17 protein-coding genes are annotated in these 18,409 nt (G+C 74.6%); 6 read left to right on the top strand and 11 right to left on the bottom strand.

The features are described from left to right. Positions 1 to 49: 49 nt before the first annotated feature. The 6 genes from ACI79W_RS06080 to ACI79W_RS06055 form a co-directional block, all read right to left on the bottom strand. Positions 50 to 1,006: a VWA domain-containing protein gene (locus ACI79W_RS06080; RefSeq protein ID WP_456561171.1), complete on the bottom strand. Its 957-nt coding sequence runs from the start codon at positions 1,004 to 1,006 to the stop codon at positions 50 to 52. Further along, positions 1,003 to 2,031: a DUF58 domain-containing protein gene (locus ACI79W_RS06075; protein WP_456561170.1), complete on the bottom strand. Its 1,029-nt coding sequence runs from the start codon at positions 2,029 to 2,031 to the stop codon at positions 1,003 to 1,005. The genes ACI79W_RS06080 and ACI79W_RS06075 overlap by 4 nt, the downstream gene beginning before the upstream one ends. Beyond that, entirely contained in the window at positions 2,028 to 3,302 is a 1,275-nt protein-coding gene (locus ACI79W_RS06070) for an AAA family ATPase (RefSeq protein ID WP_456561169.1), read from the bottom strand. Before ACI79W_RS06070 ends, ACI79W_RS06075 begins: the two co-directional genes overlap by 4 nt. A 266-nt stretch (positions 3,303 to 3,568) precedes the next feature. Then, positions 3,569 to 4,915 carry a C40 family peptidase gene (locus tag ACI79W_RS06065; protein ID WP_456561168.1) on the bottom strand — a complete coding sequence of 449 codons (1,347 nt, stop codon included), beginning with the start codon at positions 4,913 to 4,915 and terminating at the stop codon, positions 3,569 to 3,571. Between the two features lie 125 nt (positions 4,916 to 5,040). Next, positions 5,041 to 5,211 carry a hypothetical protein gene (locus tag ACI79W_RS06060; protein ID WP_456561167.1) on the bottom strand — a complete coding sequence of 57 codons (171 nt, stop codon included), beginning with the start codon at positions 5,209 to 5,211 and terminating at the stop codon, positions 5,041 to 5,043. Positions 5,212 to 5,503: 292 nt separating this feature from the next. Continuing rightward, positions 5,504 to 6,130, bottom strand: coding sequence for a class I SAM-dependent methyltransferase (locus tag ACI79W_RS06055; RefSeq protein WP_456561166.1), 627 nt, complete (start codon positions 6,128 to 6,130; stop codon positions 5,504 to 5,506). Positions 6,131 to 6,170: 40 nt separating this feature from the next. Here ACI79W_RS06055 and ACI79W_RS06050 point away from each other — a divergent pair, with 40 nt between their 5' ends. Then, positions 6,171 to 7,016, top strand: coding sequence for an SDR family oxidoreductase (locus ACI79W_RS06050; RefSeq protein WP_456561165.1), 846 nt, complete (start codon positions 6,171 to 6,173; stop codon positions 7,014 to 7,016). A gap of 27 nt (positions 7,017 to 7,043) precedes the next feature. On the opposite strand, the gene ACI79W_RS06045 is transcribed toward ACI79W_RS06050, so the two are convergent. The 3 genes from ACI79W_RS06045 to ACI79W_RS06035 form a co-directional block, all read right to left on the bottom strand. Beyond that, positions 7,044 to 8,579 carry a long-chain-fatty-acid--CoA ligase gene (locus tag ACI79W_RS06045; RefSeq protein ID WP_456561164.1) on the bottom strand — a complete coding sequence of 512 codons (1,536 nt, stop codon included), beginning with the start codon at positions 8,577 to 8,579 and terminating at the stop codon, positions 7,044 to 7,046. A 201-nt stretch (positions 8,580 to 8,780) separates the two neighbouring features. After that, positions 8,781 to 9,539, bottom strand: coding sequence for an SIR2 family NAD-dependent protein deacylase (locus ACI79W_RS06040; protein ID WP_456561163.1), 759 nt, complete (start codon positions 9,537 to 9,539; stop codon positions 8,781 to 8,783). Further along, positions 9,536 to 10,522: a phosphatase PAP2 family protein gene (locus ACI79W_RS06035; RefSeq protein WP_456561162.1), complete on the bottom strand. Its 987-nt coding sequence runs from the start codon at positions 10,520 to 10,522 to the stop codon at positions 9,536 to 9,538. The genes ACI79W_RS06040 and ACI79W_RS06035 overlap by 4 nt, the downstream gene beginning before the upstream one ends. A gap of 252 nt (positions 10,523 to 10,774) precedes the next feature. On the opposite strand from ACI79W_RS06035, the gene ACI79W_RS06030 reads away from it, so the two are divergent. The 5 genes from ACI79W_RS06030 (at position 10,775) to ACI79W_RS06010 (ending at position 15,775) form a co-directional block, all read left to right on the top strand. Further along, complete coding sequence (locus ACI79W_RS06030) at positions 10,775 to 13,633, top strand: aconitate hydratase (RefSeq protein WP_456561161.1); 2,859 nt, start codon at positions 10,775 to 10,777, stop codon at positions 13,631 to 13,633. A 13-nt stretch (positions 13,634 to 13,646) separates the two neighbouring features. After that, positions 13,647 to 13,826 carry a hypothetical protein gene (locus ACI79W_RS06025; RefSeq protein WP_456561160.1) on the top strand — a complete coding sequence of 60 codons (180 nt, stop codon included), beginning with the start codon at positions 13,647 to 13,649 and terminating at the stop codon, positions 13,824 to 13,826. After that, positions 13,823 to 14,542: a sirohydrochlorin chelatase gene (locus ACI79W_RS06020; RefSeq protein WP_456561159.1), complete on the top strand. Its 720-nt coding sequence runs from the start codon at positions 13,823 to 13,825 to the stop codon at positions 14,540 to 14,542. Before ACI79W_RS06025 ends, ACI79W_RS06020 begins: the two co-directional genes overlap by 4 nt. 10 nt (positions 14,543 to 14,552) lie before the next feature. Next, complete coding sequence (locus ACI79W_RS06015; RefSeq protein WP_456561158.1) at positions 14,553 to 14,717, top strand: hypothetical protein; 165 nt, start codon at positions 14,553 to 14,555, stop codon at positions 14,715 to 14,717. 128 nt (positions 14,718 to 14,845) lie between these two features. After that, entirely contained in the window at positions 14,846 to 15,775 is a 930-nt protein-coding gene (locus tag ACI79W_RS06010; protein WP_456561157.1) for a DUF881 domain-containing protein, read from the top strand. Positions 15,776 to 15,782: 7 nt separating this feature from the next. Here ACI79W_RS06010 and ACI79W_RS06005 read toward each other — a convergent pair whose 3' ends face one another. Both ACI79W_RS06005 and ACI79W_RS06000 read right to left on the bottom strand, forming a co-directional pair. Next, positions 15,783 to 16,247: an SgcJ/EcaC family oxidoreductase gene (locus tag ACI79W_RS06005; protein ID WP_456561156.1), complete on the bottom strand. Its 465-nt coding sequence runs from the start codon at positions 16,245 to 16,247 to the stop codon at positions 15,783 to 15,785. Positions 16,248 to 16,490: 243 nt separating this feature from the next. Continuing rightward, positions 16,491 to 18,389 (bottom strand): ABC transporter ATP-binding protein, encoded by a 1,899-nt coding sequence (locus ACI79W_RS06000; RefSeq protein WP_456561155.1) that lies wholly within the window; start codon positions 18,387 to 18,389, stop codon positions 16,491 to 16,493. Positions 18,390 to 18,409 lie beyond the last annotated feature (20 nt).

Below are 18,409 nucleotides of genomic sequence, written 5' to 3'. Positions count from 1 at the left end.
ACGGCCCCGCCGCAGGGCCCGCCGCGAGCGGTGGGGGGCGGCGGGGCCCTCACACCAGGCGGTTGGTCCAGAAGAGGCTGAGGACCGCGCCGACGAGCACGACCAGGACGCCGGCCCGCACGAACCAGGGGCTGATGTCCTGCGGCTCGGTGGTGTAGCCGATCTGGCTGCCCAGGTCGGAGTACACCTGCTCCAGCTCGGCGGCGCTGGCGGCCTCGCTGTAGCTGCCGCCGGTCTGGTCGGCGATCTCCTCCAGCGCCGCCCGGTCCACCGGCACCGGTACCCGCTCGCCGTCGATGTCGAGGGTGCCGTAGTCGGTCCCGAACGCGATCGTGGAGACCGGCACCCCGGCGGCGCGCGCGGCCTCGATGGCCTGCGTGTCGTCGCGACCGACCGTGTTGGTGCCGTCGGAGAGCAGCACGATCCGCGCCGGCGGCGGCTCCTCCCCGGTGCTCTCCAGCGAGGCCTGGAAGTTCTCGATCGCCGCGAGCGAGGTGAACACCGCCTCGCCGATCGCCGTCGCCTCCGCCAGCTGGAGGTTCTCGATCGCGATCGCGACCTGCCCCCGGTCGGTCGTCGGCGGCACCACCGTGGTGGCCGTGCCGGCGAAGGTCACCAGGCCCAGGTTGATCCGCTCGGGCAGCACGTCCACGAACTCGGTGGCCGCCCGCTGCATCGCCTGGAACCTCGTGGGCTCGACGTCCTCGGCCTCCATCGACAGCGAGACGTCGACGGCCATCACGACCGTCGCCCGTTCCCGCGGGACGCGCACCTCGGTGCTCGGCACCGCCAGCGACACCACGAGCGTCGCCAGCCCGAGCGCGACCAGCCCGAAGGCGAGGTGCCGCTTCCACCCGGGCCGCCTGGGCACCAGTGAGCCCAGCAGCGCGACGTTGGTGAACCGGGCGGCGTACGCCTTGCGCCGCAGCTGCAGCACCACGTACACGGCCACGAGCAGGGCGACCACCAGCAGGGCCAGCAGCCACCACGGGGACTGGAACGTCATCGGGAGGCCCCTCCGCTGCCGGCACGCCGGCGTTCGGCGACGAAGCGGACGACGTCCATGAGCCAGTCACGGTCGGTCCGCAGTTGCAGGTGCCCGGCCCCGGCCCGGCGCAGCGCCGCGGCCACGCGCGCCCGCTGGGCGGCGGCGCCCTCGGCGTACCGGGCGCGGAACTCGGCATCACCGGTGGGCACCTCGAGCGTCTGGCCGGTCTCGGGGTCGACGACGGTGAGCAGGCCGACGTCGGGCAGCTCGAGCTCGCGCGGGTCGACGACCTCGACCGCAAGCAGGTCGTGCCGGGCGCCCAGGCCGCGCAGCGGGCGCTCCCAGTCGTCGTCACCGAGGAAGTCTGAGATCACCACGACCAACCCACGGCGACGCGGTGGTCGGCGCAGCGTCTCCAGCGCCGCCGCCAGGTCGCCCCGGCGGCCCGTCCCCGCCCGCGGCGTCGCCACCACCGAGCGCAGCAGCCGCTCGGCGGCCAGCCGCCCGGGCAGCGCCGGGTACCGGTCGACCCGCTCCCCCGTGGTGACGACGGCCCCGAGCCGGTTGCCGCCGTGCACGGTGAGGTGGCCGACCGCGGCCAGCCCGGCGATCGCCAGGTCGCGCTTCTGGCAGTTCGCGGTGCCGAAGTCCAGGCTCGCCGAGAGGTCGACCACCGCCCAGGTCTCGAGCTCCCGGTCGGCGATGGTCTCGCGGACGTGCGGGACCTGGGTGCGCGCGGTCACCGGCCAGTCCATGCGACGGACGTCGTCGCCCGGGTGGTACGTGCGGGAGTCACCCGCCTCGCTGCCCGAGCCGGGGACGAGGCCGAGGTGGTCGCCCTGCAGCAGGCCGTCCAGCCGGCGGCGGACGGTGAGCTCGAGCCGGCGCAGCAGCACGTCGGCCGGTCCGTCGGCGAAGCGGGGTGGGGAGCCGTCCCCACCACCCGGGCCGGTGGCCGAGCCGGGCGTCGCCGGGTGCAGCAGCAGCCCCTTGTGCTCGGGTGCAGCCGGCGGCGGCTCTGCCCGGCGGCGGCGGCCGATCACGCCCGCTGCGACCCGGGCGCGGAGCCGTTCGGGCCGCCGTGCCGGCCGTTGTCCCCCTGGTCCGGCTGACCCGGGCCCTGCGGGCCGGCGCCGTAGTGCGGCACGCCGGGCGCCTGCGGGCCGTTCTGCCCCCAGGGCCCACCGTGCGGCACGCCCTGCGGCGGGCCGAAGAACGGCCCGGCCTGACCGGGCGGCACCGAGGGCCCGCCCGGGACGCCGGGGCCGCCGCCGGAGGCGCCCTGCCGGGGCGCCACCTGCGGCAGCGGGACGGTCTGCACGATGCGCTTGACGATGTGGTCGGCGGGCACGCCGTCGGCCAGCGCGTCGTAGGAGAGCACCAGCCGGTGGCGCAGCACGTCGGCGGTGACGTCGAGGACGTCCTGCGGGAGCACGTAGTCCCGCCCGCGCACCAGCGCCAGGGCGCGGCTCGCGGCGATCAGCCCGAGCGACGCCCGGGGGCTCGCCCCGTAGGACACCCAGCTCGCGACGTCCTCCATGCCGTGCTCGCGCGGCGACCGGGTGGCCACCACGAGCCGGACGACGTAGTCGACGAGGGCGTGGTGCACGAACACCTGCGAGGCCGTGCGCTGCAGCCGGCGCAGCTCGTCGGGGCCGAGGACCGTCTCGGCCTCGGGGGGCTGCGAGCCCATCCGGTAGATGATCTCGCGCTCCTCCTCGGCGCTGGGGTAGTCCACCAGCACCTTCATGAGGAACCGGTCGCGCTGGGCCTCGGGGAGCGGGTAGACGCCCTCGTTCTCGATCGGGTTCTGGGTCGCCAGCACGAGGAACGGGTCGGGCAGCGGGTGGGTGACGCCGCCGATGGAGACCTGCCGCTCGGCCATGACCTCCAGCAGCGCCGACTGCACCTTGGCCGGGGCGCGGTTGATCTCGTCGGTGAGCAGGAAGTTGGCGAAGACCGGGCCCAGCTCGGTGTCGAAGGCGTCCTGGCCGGCCTTGTAGATGCGCGTGCCGATGATGTCGGCCGGTACCAGGTCGGGGGTGAACTGCAGCCGGGAGAAGGTGCCGCCCACGACCGTCGCCAGCGTCTCCACGGCGAGGGTCTTCGCGACGCCGGGCACGCCCTCGAGCAGGACGTGGCCCCGGGCCAGCAGCGCGACGAGCATCCGCTCGACCAGGCGGTCCTGGCCGACGATGACCCGCTTGATCTCGAAGAGCACCCGTTCCAGGCGGGCGGCGTCGACCGAGGGAGGCACGGGCGCCTGCGGGTGGGCGGGCAGGCTCTCGGTCGGTGTGCTGGCAGCGCTGGACACGTGGCTCCCTGGTCGTGCCGGGCCGCGACCACCCGGCTCGGGCAGGCCGTCGACGGGGCGGTGTCGTGCCGGCCCCGGCCCAGTGTCCTACACCCGAGGCGTGCCCCGCCGCGCCGTCGCCACCGGCCCCCGCGCGCCTTCCCGGGGACGACCTGCGAGGGCGCGCGGATCCTCTGCCCACGGCAGGCATGGACTGCTAGCGTGTGCGATGCGTCGGGCAGCTCCCCCCGTGGCTGCCCGACGCCTCACGTCCCGGCGCCCGGAGCTCAGCGAGCGCTCGGCCGCACCGCACCGAAGTAGGTGCTGCTCGATGTCCGCGCGGACGCGATGGTCACGTGCTTGCCGCGGTCCGGCGCCTCGATCACCTGGCCCCCGCCGATGTAGATCGCCACGTGCGTGATGGACATGTAGTCGCTCCGGTCGCCGCCCCAGAAGAGCAGGTCCCCGGGCTGCAGGTCGGCGGTCGACACCTGCTTGTTCCGGTTGAGCCACCACTGGTCCCGGCTGGTCCCGCCGATGGCGATCCCGGCGCGGGCGTAGGCGTACTGGGTGAGCCCCGAGCAGTCGAAGCCGAAGATCGCGCTGTCCGGCGGGATGCCGTTGCTGGGGCCGCTGCTCCCTCCGCCGCCCCACGAGTACGGCACGCCGAGCTGCGACCGCGCCGCGGCGATGGCCGTCTCGGCCGCCGACGCCGAGGGGGCGCCGGCCGTGCCACCGGTGGGACGCACCGGGGTTGGGGCGCTGGGCGTGGGAACGGGCCGGGCCGGGGTGCGCGGCGGCGCCGGCTCGGCGGCCTGGCGCTCGGCGGCCTGCCGTGCGGCGGTCTCCTCCGCGGCCGAACGGGCGCCCTCCAGGCTGCTCGCCACCTGCTGCGCCTGCTCGAGCTCTGCCTGCAGGTCGTCCTCGCGGGCGTCCAGGGCGTCCGCCTCCCGGCGCGCCTGCACCTCCTGTGCCTGCGCGCTCGCCAGCAGGTCGGCGGCCTGCTGCTGGACGGCGGCAGCCTGCTCGGTGGCCTGCTGGGCGGCCTGCTCCGCCGTCGCCGCCTGCGCCTGCAGGACCGTGAGCTCGGCGACGACCTCGGTGCGGTTGGTCCCGGCGGCCTCCAGCAGGGCCGCGCGCTCGACCAGCTCCGCCGGGCCGGCGGCGCTGAGCAGCGCGGTCATGCCCGGAGCGGTGGAGCCCTGCATGTAGCTGGCCCGCGCGAACGAGGCGACGTCGTCGCGCCCCACCTGCAGGTCGGCGGCCGCCTGCACCGCCGCGGCGGTCGCGGCCTCGGCGGCGGCGCGGGCGGCGTCGTACGCCGCCTGCTTGTCCTCGTAGTCCTGCAGCGCGACGAGCGCCTGCTGGTGCAGGGCGTCGGCGTCGGCTCGCGCCTGCGCCAGCTGCGCGCCGATCTCCCCGACCCGGGCGGCGGCGTCGGCCCTCGCCTGCTGCGCGGCGTCCAGCTCGGCGTCGCTCGGGTTGCGCGGCGCCGCGCCGGCCGCCGACGGCGTCAGGCCGATCGCGACCGCGGCCAGGAGCACCGCGACGACCGCCCGCAGCGCCGCCCGGCCCCGCCCGGCCGTGCCCCCGGTCCTGCTGCGCTCCGCGCACGTCCGCGCTCCGCTGCCCACCGCTGCCTCTTCCCGACGTCCGACGGGCACCCGGACGGGTGACCCTTCGGGGGCATCGGACGGTGGGGCGGGGCCGTTGAGGGCGCCTCACCCTTCCGGGTGGGTCGCCAGGAGAGGGCGTGGGGTCAGCGGCGGTGCCAGCGGACGGCGCCGGCGGCGGACGTGGCCAGCACCGCGAGGGAGAGCACCGCGGTGCGCGGGGAGACGTCCCCACCCCGGCGCCCCACCAGCACGGCGGCCGCGTCCAGCCCGGTGAGCAGCACGGTCACCTCGGTGGCGCGCCGGGCCTGCGACACGGGGATGGCCAGCAGCGCCGCGACGTCCCGGACCCCCAGGACGCCGGCCAGCCACCGCAGGGCGAACAGGGCCGCCGTCCCCAGCCGGATCGACAGCGACCCGATGCTCTTGGGCGTGACGGACCAGGGCGCCGGTGACCCACAGCTGGGCCAGCAGCGCGGTCTGGAACCCGACGACGTCGGGCACGGTGCTGACCAGGGTCGCCGGGACGGCGGCCAGGTAGGCGGGGCCCCGTGCCGGCGAGCAGCGCCAGCGCTGCCCGCACCGTGGGGAGCGGGCGCGCCGGCGCGGTCACGGCCGGGTCGCGACGAGCGCCGTCCAGCATCCGGCGAGCCGGGTCTCCTGCGCGAGGACGTCGAGCCCCGCCTCCCGGCAGGCGGTGGACAGCGCGGCCGGGGTGGGCCGGTCGCCGTCGGCGGGGTGGAAGGCGACCGCGCGCAACGGACGGCTGTCGACGAACCGGGCGGTCATCTCGCAGGAGTAGAACCGGCCGCCCGGCCGCAGCACCCGCGCGGCCTCGCGCACCACGTCCCGCCAGGCCTCGGCGTGGTGCAGCACGTGGTAGGCGAAGACGGCGTCGTACGAGCCGTCCGCCGCGGACAGGGCGGTGACGTCGCCCTCCCGCACCTCGACCCGGTCGCCGAGGTCGGCGACCGCCGCGCGGCAGGCCGCGACGCTGGCGGGGAAGCGCTCGACGCCCTCGGCGCGGCCGGCACCGAAGACGTCGAGGGCCAGCCGCAGGCCGGTGCCCCGCCGTCCGGTGCCGAGCTCGAGGACGGTGCCGCCGGGGACCTCGCCACCCAGGCGCCGGAGGATCGCCGCCTCGCCCCGGCGCTGCAGGAACGCCCGGGGGCGGGAGTCGACCCACAGCCGGGTCGCGTCGACGTAGGTGGGCGGGACGGAGCTCGTGTCGCGCACGGTGCGGTTGTGCCCCACGTCGCCGGGGCAAAACGGGGCGGTGCCCGACCTCCAGGATCGCGTCGTCCTCGTCACCGGCGGCAGCACCGGCATCGGCCGCGCCGTCGTCCACCGCCTGGCGGCCGGCCACGCCCGGGTGGTCGCCTGCGCCCGCGACCAGACCCGGCTGACCGAGGCGCTGACCGGCGTCGACGGCGCGACCGGGGTGCGGGCCGACGTCTCCTCCCCCACCGACCGGGTGGCGCTGGTCGAGCGGGTGGTCGCCGAGCACGGGCGCCTGGACGCGGTGGTGCTCAACGCGGCGATCGGCTACGCCGGGCTCGTCGAGGACACGCCCCAGGAGGCCGTCGAGGCGATGATCGCCACCAACCTCACCGGGGTGGTCGACCTCGCCCGGCTCGCCCTCCCCCACCTGCTGGCGGCGGCCGCCGAGCGGGGTCGCGCCGACGTCCTCGTCACCGCCTCCTCCGCCGCGCTGGCGCAGGTGCCGCCGCTGACCGTCTACTCGGCGACCAAGGCCGGTGCGCACGGCTTCGTCAAGGGGCTCCGTCGGGAGGTCACCGCCCGCGGCGTCCGGGTCCACTCGATCACCCCCGGGCCGGTGTCGACCGAGTGGCTGGTGCGCGGCCGGGGCGCGGCGCCGGTCTCGGACGAGGACGCCGAGGGGCGGCTCTCCCCCGGGATCCGCCCCGAGCGGGTGGCCGAGCAGGTGGTGCGCAGCTTGGGTTCCTACTGGTCCCGCACGGTCGCCGTGCCGCGGTGGATGGGCCTGGCACGGCTGGGCGAGGTCCCGCCCGTCGACCGGCTCCTCGACATGACCCTCTCCCGGCAGGCGGACCGCATCCGGCGGGTCACCGACCGGATGGTGGCCGAGCGCGACGGCTGAACCGTCGCGCCCGGACCGGCGGCCCCCTCAGTTGACCTTGCGCTCGGCGCCGGCCCAGAAGTCCTCGCGGAGCTTGAACTTCTGGATCTTCCCGGTGGCGGTGCGGGCCAGCTCGTCACGGAACTCGACGCGCTTGGGGGCCTTGTAGCCGGCGATCCGCGCCTTGCAGTGGGCGATGATGTCGGCCTCCGTGGCCTGCGCCCCCTCCCCGAGGACGACGATGGCGGTGACCATCTCCCCCCACTTCTCGTCGGGGATGCCGATGACCGCGACCTCGGCGACCGCCGGGTGGCTGAACACGACGTCCTCGACCTCGATCGAGGAGACGTTCTCACCACCGGTGATGATCACGTCCTTCTTGCGGTCGGAGATCGTCAGGTAGCCCTGCTCGTCGAGCGAACCGCCGTCCCCGGTGTGGAACCAGCCGCCCTCGAGCGCCTCGGCGGAGGCGTCGGGGTTCTCCCAGTAACCGGCCAGCACGGTGTTGCTGCGCGCCAGCACCTCGCCGCTGTCGCTGATCGCCATGCGGGTGCCGATCGACGGGACGCCGGCCCGGGACAGCCGCTTGGCGCGCTCCTCCGGGTCGAGGTCGTCGTACTCGGCGCGCGGCCGGTTGATGGTGAGCAGCGGGGCGGTCTCGGTGAGGCCGTAGATCTGGTTGAACTCCCAGCCGAGCTCGGCCTCCACCCGGGCGATGGTCCGCGACGGCGGCGGCGCGCCCGCGACGATGATCCGCACCCGGTCGCGCCCGGGGATCTCACCGTCCCAGTCGGCGGCGGCGTCCAGGACGGCGTTCCACACCGCCGGCGCCCCGGCCATGACCGTCACGCCGTGCTCCTCGACCCGCCGCAGGATCTCCGCGCCGTCGACCTTGCGGATCACGACCTGGCGGGCGCCGACGCCGGCCATGGCGTAGGGCAGGCCCCAGCCGTTGCAGTGGAACATCGGGAGCGTGTGCATGTAGACGTCGCGGTCGCTGACCTGCATGTGCATGCCGAAGGTCACGGCGTTGACCCAGATGTTGCGGTGGGTCATCTGCACGCCCTTGGGCCGCGCCGTCGTCCCGCTGGTGTAGTTGATCGTCGCGGTGGCGTCTTCGTCCGGCTCGGCCCAGGGTCGGGGCTCGGTGTCGTACCGGAGCAGCTGCTCGTACTCCTCCCCCGTGCCGAAGCGGTGCTCGGCGCGCACGGCCTTGAGCGAGGTCTCCAGCTCGGGGTCGACCAGCAGCACCCGGGCGCCCGAGTGACCGACGATGTACTCGACCTCCTCGGGCTGTAGCCGGAAGTTGATCGGCACCGCGACCCGGCCGGACGAGGGCACCGCCAGCAGCAGCTCGAGCAGCCGCGCGGAGTTGTGGCTGACGATCGCCACCCGCTCCCCCTCGCCCACGCCCAGCCCGTCCAGACCCGCCTGCAGCGCGCGGCCGCGCCGGGCCACCTCGCGGTAGGAGACCTCGCCCAGCGACGGCGCGGGCTGCGCCGGCTCGTCGACGATGCCGACTCGGTCGCCGTAGACGAGCTCCGCACGGTCGAGGAAGTCGCGACTGGTGAGGGGTACGCGCATGCCGGCTCCCGGGCTGCTGGGCCGGCGCGGGCCGGCCGTCGACGTGGTCCCCGTCACGCTATCGGTCGCCGACCACGGCCACGAGCGGCGCGGTCACGCGGCCCCCGCCGTCCCCCGCTGGGATCAGGGGACCTGGTCATCGAGCGTCCTCCCTCACGGTGCGCGGTGAGGGAGGACGCTCCGCGGTGAGGGAGGACGGCGTCAGGCCGCGGCGACCAGCCGGGGCAGCGCCGTCCCGATCGGCTCGCGGACGACGAGGTCGGCGACGTCGTCGTAGGGCGTCGGCTCGGCGTTGACCACCACCACGCGGGCCCCGTGGCGCACGGCGACGTCGACCAGCCCCGCCGCCGGGTGCACCTGCAGCGACGTCCCCACCGCCAGCAGCACGTCGCAGTCGCGCGCGGCGTCCACCGCGGCCTCGACCACGTCGGGGTCGAGCATCTGCCCGAAGCTGATCGTCGCCGACTTGAGGATGCCACCGCAGGCGCGGCACGGCGGGTCCGGCTCCCCCGCGGCCACCCGGTCGAGCGCCTCGGCCATCGTCGTCCGGGCGCGGCAGCCCAGGCACTCGACCTCGTGCACGGTGCCGTGGATCTCCACCACCCGCGCCGGGTCCGAGCCGGCCGCCTGGTGCAGCCCGTCGACGTTCTGGGTCACCACCGCCCGCAGCCGGCCCTGCCTCTCCAGGTCGACGAGCGCCGCGTGCCCGGTGTTGGGGCGCACGTCGAGCGCACCCATGTCCCGCCGCATCAGCCAGGCCCGGCGCCGGATGTCCGGGTCGGCGACGTAGTAGGAGAGAGTCACGAGCTTCTCGGCGTCGGGGTCACGGGTCCAGACGCCGTTCGGGCCGCGGTAGTCGGGGATGCCGCTGTCGGTGGAGATGCCCGCGCCGCTGAGCACGGTGATCCGCCGGGCGGCGGTCAGCCAGCCGGGCAGCGGGTCGGGGACGGTACCGGTCACGCCCGCCACGGTAGGGGCCGGGCGGCCGCGCGGTGGAGCCCCGACCGCACCAGCCGCCCGGCCGGCGGCGCCAGCAGGACGACGGCGCAGGCGTAGGCCGCGCCGAGCAGCGTGTCGACGACGTAGTGCTCGCCCGACCAGACGAGGACGACCGGCATGAGCACGGCGTAGGCGACGAGGCCCGCCCGCTGCCAGCCGCAGCGGGCCAGCGGCAGCAGGACGCTGCACATCAGCACGGCGAAGGCGGTGTGCAGCGACGGGACGGCGGCGACGAGGTTCACCTGCCCCTGCCCGGCGTCGAGCAGCACACCCGCGCGGGGCAGCCCGAGCACCTCCCACCCGGCGCTGCTGACCCGCGCGACCGGCTCGATGACCCCCTGCTTGGCCGCCAGCCACGGCGGGGCCGCCGGGTAGAGCACGTAGGTGAGCAGCCCGGCGAGGGACAGCGCCACCACCAGCCGGGCGCAGTGGGCCCAGCGGGCGCGGTCGCGCAGCCACAGCACCGCGAGCACCACGGGGGTGAGGACGAAGTGGCTGCTGTAGACCAGCGTCGCCAGGGCCTTCCACCAGTCGGCCTGCACATGCTCCTGCAGCCAGACGGTGGGCAGCACACCGCCGGTGAGCCAGCGGTCGGCGTCGGCCACCTCCGCCACGGCCACCGGCATGCCCACGCCGTCGGCCAGGCCGCGGGTGGCGTCGTACGCCAGCAGCACCGCGACCAGCGGCAGCCAGTCCACGAGCAGGCGCACCAAGCGCCGCCAGCCGTGGCTCACCGAGGTCACGGCCAGCCCCGCGAGCACCCAGCCGAGCAGGACCACGCGGTCGGTCGGCAGGCCGCGGACGGCGCAGGTGGCCGCGAACGCCAGGAGCAGGCCTGCCCGGAGCCCGGCCGTGACCGCGCGCGCCCACGCGCCGGGCGCGGCCGCGGGGGAGGCGAGGGAGCCCGCCGCGGGAGCGGGTGCCGAGGAGTCGAGCGCGGTCATGGCGCGGGACCGTAACCGCGCACCCGTGCTCGGGACGCCGCCCGCGCCCGGCACGCCGCCCGCGGGCGAGCGGTGGGGCTGCTGCGGCTGCCCGGGCGGGAGAGGCGCCGCCCGCTGCGCACGTTTCGCGGTCGGTGGCACAGGTCACCGGGTGAGGGAAGGGTCGCCTGACTCGGTGCTCCCGGCCGCGGGCTGGGATGATCGGGGGTGGTCAACGACGCGTGATGAACCACGAGGGGTAGGCGCAGAGAAGTGGCAGCCAGCAAGGACAGCTTCGGGGCCCGGTCGACGCTCGCCGTCGACGGCACCGAGTACGACATCTACCGGCTCGACGCGGTGGAGGGCGCGGAGAAGCTGCCCTTCAGCCTGAAGGTCCTCCTCGAGAACCTGCTGCGCACCGAGGACGGCGCGGACATCACCGCCGACCACATCCGGGCGCTGGCGAACTGGGACCCCTCGGCCGAGCCCGACCAGGAGATCCAGTTCACGCCCGCCCGCGTGGTGATGCAGGACTTCACCGGCGTCCCCTGCATCGTCGACCTCGCCACCATGCGCGAGGCCATGGCCGAGCTCGGCGGCGACCCGCAGAAGATCAACCCGCTCGCCCCGGCCGAGCTGGTCATCGACCACTCGGTGATCGCCGACGTCTTCGGCACGCCGGAGTCCTTCGAGCGCAACGTCGAGATCGAGTACGAGCGCAACGGCGAGCGCTACCAGTTCCTGCGCTGGGGCCAGGGCGCCTTCAGCGACTTCAAGGTCGTCCCCCCGGGCACCGGCATCGTGCACCAGGTCAACATCGAGCACCTGGCCCGCGTCGTCTTCCCGCGGCAGGAGGGTGACCGCGTGGTCGCCTACCCCGACACCTGCGTGGGCACCGACAGCCACACCACGATGGTCAACGGCCTGGGCGTGCTCGGCTGGGGTGTCGGCGGCATCGAGGCCGAGGCCGCCATGCTGGGCCAGCCGGTCTCCATGCTGATCCCGCGCGTGGTGGGCTTCAAGCTCTCCGGCCAGCTCCCCGACGGCGCCACCGCCACCGACCTGGTGCTCACCATCACCGAGATGCTGCGCCAGCACGGCGTGGTCGGGAAGTTCGTCGAGTTCTACGGCGAGGGCGTCTCCGCGGTGCCGCTGGCGAACCGCGCCACGATCGGCAACATGAGCCCCGAGTTCGGCTCGACCGCGGCGATGTTCCCCATCGACGAGGAGACCATCACCTACCTGCAGCTGACCGGCCGCAGCGAGGAGCAGGTCAAGCTGGTCGAGGCCTACGCCAAGGAGCAGGGCCTCTGGCACGACCCGTCGCGCGAGCCGGCGTTCTCGGAGTACCTGGAGCTCGACCTCGCCACCGTCGTCCCCTCGATCGCCGGGCCGAAGCGCCCGCAGGACCGCGTCGCCATCACCGACGCCAAGGGGTCCTTCCGCGCGGCGCTGGCCGACTACGTCAGCGAGGACGAGACCGGCGGCGAGGACCGCAAGCCCGGCGTCCCCTCCAACGAGCAGCCCTACGGCGTCGCGTCGGCGGCCGACGAGGCCTCCGCCGAGTCCTTCCCGGCCTCGGACCCGGTCAGCCCGTTCGCCCACGGCAACGGCGAGGACGGCCGGCCGCACCCGTACCTGCCCGGCACCCAACTGCCCGACCGGCCGACCAAGCCGACCAAGGTGGTCATGGAGGACGGCACGGAGACCTTCGTCGACCACGGCCACGTCGTGATCGCCGCGATCACCTCCTGCACCAACACCTCCAACCCGCAGGTGATGATCGGCGCCGCGCTGCTGGCGAAGAACGCCGTCGAGCGCGGTCTGCAGACCAAGCCGTGGGTCAAGACGACACTGGCCCCCGGGTCCAAGGTCGTCATGGACTACTACGAGAAGGCCGAGCTCACCCCGTACCTGGAGAAGCTGGGCTTCTACCTGGTCGGCTACGGCTGCACCACCTGCATCGGCAACTCCGGCCCGCTGCCGGAGCCGGTGTCGAACGCGGTCAACGAGGCGGACCTCGCCGTCGTCTCCGTGCTCTCGGGCAACCGCAACTTCGAGGGCCGGATCAACCCCGACGTCAAGATGAACTACCTGGCGTCGCCGCCGCTGGTCATCGCCTACGCGCTCGCCGGCTCCATGGACGTCGACCTGAACAACGACCCGCTGGGCCAGGACGCCGACGGCAACGACGTGTTCCTGCACGACATCTGGCCCTCCCCGCAGGAGGTCCAGCGGGTCATCGACCAGGCCGTCTCCGCGGAGCAGTTCGGCCGCAGCTACGAAGACGTGTTCGCCGGCACCGAGCAGTGGCAGAACCTGCCGACGCCGACCGGTGACACCTTCGAGTGGGCCGAGGACAGCACCTACGTCCGGCGTCCTCCGTACTTCGACGGCATGCCGGCCGAGCCGGCCCCGGTCCAGGACATCACCGGCGCCCGCACCCTCGCGGTGCTCGGCGACTCGGTGACCACCGACCACATCTCGCCGGCCGGCTCGATCAAGGCCGACAGCCCCGCGGGCAAGTACCTGCGCGAGCACGGCGTGGACCGCCGCGACTTCAACTCCTACGGCTCGCGCCGCGGGAACCACGAGGTCATGATCCGCGGCACCTTCGCCAACATCCGGCTGCGCAACCAGCTGGTGCCCGGCACCGAGGGTGGTGTCACCAAAAACCACCTGACCGGCGAGACGACGACCATCTACGACGCCTCGCAGGCCTACCAGGAGGCAGGCATCCCGCTGGTCGTGCTGGCCGGCAAGGAGTACGGCTCCGGGTCGTCCCGCGACTGGGCTGCCAAGGGCACCGCGCTGCTCGGCGTGAAGGCCGTCATCGCCGAGAGCTACGAGCGCATCCACCGCTCGAACCTCATCGGCATGGGCGTGCTGCCGCTGCAGTTCCCCGAGGGCCAGAACCGCGAGTCGCTCGGCCTGACGGGCGACGAGGAGTTCACCATCACCGGCATCACCGCGCTGAACGACGGCGAGGTGCCGCGCACGGTGAAGGTGAAGGCCGGCGACGTGGAGTTCGACGCGCGGGTGCGCATCGACACCCCCGGTGAGGCGAACTACTACCGCAACGGCGGGATCATGCAGTACGTCCTGCGCTCGCTGCGGGGCTCCGCCGCCTGATGAAGGCCGCTTGATGGACCTGGGCCCGGGTGGTCGTGGATCCCTGCTCACCGGCACGTGCCGGGAGCCGGGAGCCGCGACCGCCCGGGCCCTCGTCATCGGGGGCCCGGTGCCGCGCTGGTGCGGTTCCGCGGGCACCGACCACCTGACCGGGACGGCGATCGACCGCGCCGTCGTCCCCCGCGCCCGGTGACCGCTCCCCCGGCGCCGGTGCTGGTCGCCTGCGCGCACGGCACCCGCAACCCCACCGGCCGCCGGCTGATCGCCGAGCTCGCCCTGGGTGCCCGAGCCCTGCGTCCGGGGCTGGTCACCACCGCCGCCTTCGTCGACGTGCAGCCACCCACCGTCGTCGACGTCGTCGCCGGCCTGTCCGCCGAGGGGCGGCCCGCCGTCGTCGTCCCGCTGCTGCTCTCCGGCGGGTACCACGTGCACGTCGACATCGCCGGGGCCGTCGCCGCGCACGACTCCGCGGTTGCGGCCCGCCCACTGGGTCCCGACCCCCGGCTGGCCGAGGTGCTGCACGCCCGGCTCGTGGAGGCGGGCGCCGACCCGGCCGACCCCTCCACCGCCGTCGTGCTGGCCGCTGCCGGGTCCAGCGACGCCCGGTCGGTGGGCGACGTCGACCGGACGGCCGCGCTGCTGCAGGGGTCGTGGGCCGGGCCGGTGACCACGGGCTACGGCTCGGCCGCCCACCCGCCCGTGCCGCGCGCCGTCGCGGCCGCGCGACAGCGGGGCGCCCGGCGCGTGGTCATCGCGTCCTACCTCCTCGCACCGGGGCACTTCCACGACAAGCTCGCCGGCGCCGGGGCCGACGTCGTCACCGCGCCGCTGCTGCCCGACGAGCGGATCGCCGCCGTCCTGCTCGACCGTTACGACGCCGTGCTCGGAGCGGAGCAGTCCGGCCGATAACGTCACGGCGGTGACGTCGCTGATCGGACTGGCCACCTACCTCGCCCTCGTGGGCCTCTTCCTGTACGCGCTGTACTGGGTGGTGAACCGGGCGGTGCTGCACGCGCTCCGCACCCACACCGCCGAGGTCCGCGCCGGCACGCTGCCGGCGAGCCCCACCCGCCCCGGCGGCTGACCGGGGTCGCCGCGCCCGTGACCGCGTCGTTGCAGTGACTGCACCGACGTGCCGGGGCGGCGCGACCCACAGGCCGGGACCGGTCGGGCACCGCCGTCGAGCTCCGGCGCTGACCTACTGTGGAGCCGATGGACGGCGACGGACGGAGGGGTGGGGGCGTGCACCCCGAGCGGTCGACCGCTTCCCGCTCGGCGGCGGTCGACGTGGGAGGCGGCCCCGGGGCCGGTCCTCCGCCGGCGGAGGACGTCGCGGCCGACCCGCCTCCCGCCGGTGGAGCCGGCACCGCCGACGCCTCGCCCGGCACCGCCGTGGCCGAGCAGGCCGGCCACGCCGAGGCCCCGGCTCGGGTGAGCGGCGCCACGCCGACCGCCTCGCTCTCGACCTCGACTGGAGGGTCAGGGTCGGTCCGGTCGTGGAGCCGGCCGGTCGCCGTCGCGGCCACCGCCGCGCTGACCGTGGTGCTGGGCTTCGCGCTCGTCGTGCAGATCCGCAGCACCGCCGAACCGGCGGAGCAGGACGTGCGCAGCGAGGCCGACCTCGTGGTGCTGCTCGACGAGCTCAACGCCCGCGAGGAGACCCTGCGCGAGGAGATCGGCAACACCCGCCAGACCCTGGAGCAGCTGGGGAACGGGCAGGAGGAGTCCGGCAGCGCGCTGGAGGAGGCGCGGTCGCGCGCGGAGGCCATCGGCATCCTCGCGGGCACCCTCCCGGCCAGCGGCCCCGGGCTGCGCGTGACCGTGCAGGATCCCGACGGCGCCGTCCCCGCCTCGGTGGTCCTCGGGGCCATCCAGGAGCTGCGCGGCGCCGGCGCCGAGGCCCTCCAGGTCGACGGCGTGCGCGTCGTCGCGTCCAGCGCCGTCACCGGCTCCCCCGGCGCCCTCCGCATCGACGGCGAGCCGCTCAGCTCCCCCTACGAGTTCCGCGCCATCGGCCCCCCGGCCGAGATGGAGATCGCGCTGTCCGTCGCAGGCGGCGTGGTCGCCGACATCGGCCGGACGGGTGCCCGGGTACGGGTCGAGCAGCTCGACGACGTCCGGGTGGACGCCACGGTCGACTGAGCCTGGCTCACTGCGGGATGAGTAGACCCCGCAGCTCCTCGGTCAGGGCCTCCCGCGCCTCGGGGTGCTGGTGCCACGCCGCAGGGGTGACCTGGAACAGCGAGATGCGCCACCGGCCCCGCCCCTCGTCGACGGCGATCATCGTGTGGACGGCGTTCAGCTCCGGGTCGAGGTCGCTCGCCCCTGCCGGGATCATCCCGGCGTGCGCGGTCAGCATGGCCACACCGTCGCCCACGGGGCGCACCGAGCGCACCACGGCCACGTAGGCGGGCGTCTGGTGCGTCGAGAACACCTGGCGCAGGTCTGCGGCGATCGACAGCCGGCCGCGGTGGTGGCTCCCGTCGAACCCGATGATGTCGCCGTCGTCGGCGAAGCCGGCTGCCACCGCCGCGCCGCTGCGCCGGTTCCAGCCGTCGATGAACTCGGCGTAGAGCGCCTGGATCTGGGCGTCCTGCGGGTGGGCTGCGGTCACGTCTCCTCCTCGCTGGCGGTCGCCGGTGCGTCCCGACGCGTGCTGCGCTCCTGCGTGGCCGCGCCAGCCCGGCCACGTGTCCCGGCTGCGGCTGCCTGGGACAGGTGTGACGCTAGTGGTCCGGGTGACCAACTCGTCCGATGCTCGCCGGAGTACCACGCCGTCCGATCCGTCGCTCTCCCACCGTTCCCGAGCGCCCACCACAGTGGGTACCGGACTGTGAGCGGAGGGCCATCGCTGCGGTCACCCGACGACGACGGGACCGCGTCCGTCCTGACTGAACTGGGTGCGGTGCAGGTCCGCGTACCGGCCGCCGCGCGCCAGCAACTCCTCGTGCGTCCCGGCCTCGACGATCCGCCCCTCGTCGACCACCAGGATCTGGTCGGCGCTGCGGATGGTCGACAGCCGGTGAGCGATGACCAGCGAGGTGCGGCCGGCGAGGGCGGTGTCGAGCGCGTGCTGCACGGCAGCCTCGGACTCGCTGTCGAGGTGGGCCGTCGCCTCGTCGAGGATGACGATGCGCGGCGCCTTGAGCAGCACCCGGGCGATGGCCAGCCGCTGCTTCTCCCCACCCGAGAGCCGGTAGCCGCGGTCGCCGACGACGGTCTCCAACCCCTCGGGCAGGGACCGCACGAGGTCGGCGATCCGGGCCCCGGTGAGCGCCTCCCAGAGTTGCTCGTCGGTGGCCTCGGGGCGGGCGTAGCGGAGGTTGGCGCCGATCGTGTCGTGGAACAGGTGCGCGTCCTGGCTGACCACGCCGACCGCGTCGCGCAGCGAGGACAGCGTCGCCTGCCGCACGTCCACGCCCCCGACCCGCACCGTGCCTTCGGTCGCGTCGTACAGCCGGGGCACCAGGTGGGCGATCGTCGACTTGCCGGCCCCGGAGTGCCCGACCAGGGCGACGAGCTGACCGGGCTCCACCCGGAACGAGACGTCGTGCAGGACGTCCACCGGACCGCCGTGCTCGGGCAGGGACACCTCTTCCAGCGACGGCAGCGAGACGTCGGCGGCGGAGGGGTAGCTGAAGGAGACGTGGTCGAACTCGATGGACCGGTCGTCGACCGGCACGGGGACGGCGTCGGGGGCCTGGCGGATCATGGGCGGGAGGTCGAGCACCTCGAAGACGCGGTCGAAGCTGACCATCGCGCTCATGACGTCCACGCGGATGTTGGACAGGGCGGTCAGCGGCCCGTAGAGCCGGGACAGCAGCAGCGCGAGCGCCACCACGTCACCGGGGCTCAGCTGGCCGGTGAAGGCCAGCCAGCCACCGAGGCCGTACACCAGCGCGGTCGCCAGCGCCGCGACGAGGGTCAGCGCGGTGAAGAAGGTGCGCCCGTACATGGCCGAGAGGACGCCGATGTCGCGGACCCGGGCGGCCCGGCCGCGGAAGGACTCCGCCTCGGCCGTCGGCCGGCCGAACAGCTTCACCAGGAGCGCGCCGGCGACGTTGAACCGCTCGGTCATCGTGGCGTTCATCGACGCGTTGAGCGTGTAGGACTCCCGCGTGATCTCCTGCAGCCGGCGGCCGATGCGGCGGGCCGGCAGGACGAACAGCGGCACGAGCACCAGCGAGAGCAGCGTGATCTGCCAGGAAAGCGTCAGCATCACGCCGGCGGTGAGGACCAGCCCGATGACGTTGCTGACGACCCCGGACAGGGTCGAGGTGAACGCCTGCTGCGCGCCGACGACGTCGTTGTTCAGGCGGCTCACCAACGCGCCGGTCTGCGTGCGCGTGAAGAAGGCGACCGGCATGCGCTGCACGTGCTCGAAGACCTGGCTGCGCAGGTCGTAGATGACGCCCTCGCCGATGCGCGCGGAGTACCACCGCGTGCCGAGCGAGATCGCGGCGTCCACGACCGCCAGGCCCGCGATGACCAGCGCGATCTGCACGATGTCGCCGGCGGTGCCCTCGAGCCCGGCGATCCGGTTCACGATGTCGCCGGCCAGCAGCGGGGTGATGACGCCGATGACCGAGGAGCCGATCACCAGCAGCAGGAAGAAGGTGAGCTCCCGGCGGTAGGGCCGGGCGATGCCGATGATGCGCCGGACGGTGCCCTTGGGCAGCTGCCGGGCGGTCACCGACGGGTCGCGCTTGAACGACCGCATCGCCGCCATGGAGGTCATGGACTGGCTCACGTCCATGCCACCTCCTCGTCCGACCG

This window comes from Blastococcus sp. SYSU DS0533 (genome assembly GCF_054050775.1).
This window is presented reverse-complemented; position numbering and strand designations above follow the sequence as displayed.

What these genes read in the sequence shown, in the direction of transcription:
- ACI79W_RS06080 (WP_456561171.1), bottom strand. Translation starts at nt 1,006, where the DNA reads ATGACGTTCCAGTCCCCGTGGTGGCTGCTGGCCCTGCTGGTGGTCGCC.
- ACI79W_RS06045 (WP_456561164.1), bottom strand. Translation starts at nt 8,579, where the DNA reads ATGCGCGTACCCCTCACCAGTCGCGACTTCCTCGACCGTGCGGAGCTC.
- ACI79W_RS06035 (WP_456561162.1), bottom strand. Translation starts at nt 10,522, where the DNA reads ATGACCGCGCTCGACTCCTCGGCACCCGCTCCCGCGGCGGGCTCCCTC.
- ACI79W_RS06025 (WP_456561160.1), top strand. Translation starts at nt 13,647, where the DNA reads ATGGACCTGGGCCCGGGTGGTCGTGGATCCCTGCTCACCGGCACGTGC.
- ACI79W_RS06010 (WP_456561157.1), top strand. Translation starts at nt 14,846, where the DNA reads ATGGACGGCGACGGACGGAGGGGTGGGGGCGTGCACCCCGAGCGGTCG.
- ACI79W_RS06000 (WP_456561155.1), bottom strand. Translation starts at nt 18,389, where the DNA reads ATGGACGTGAGCCAGTCCATGACCTCCATGGCGGCGATGCGGTCGTTC.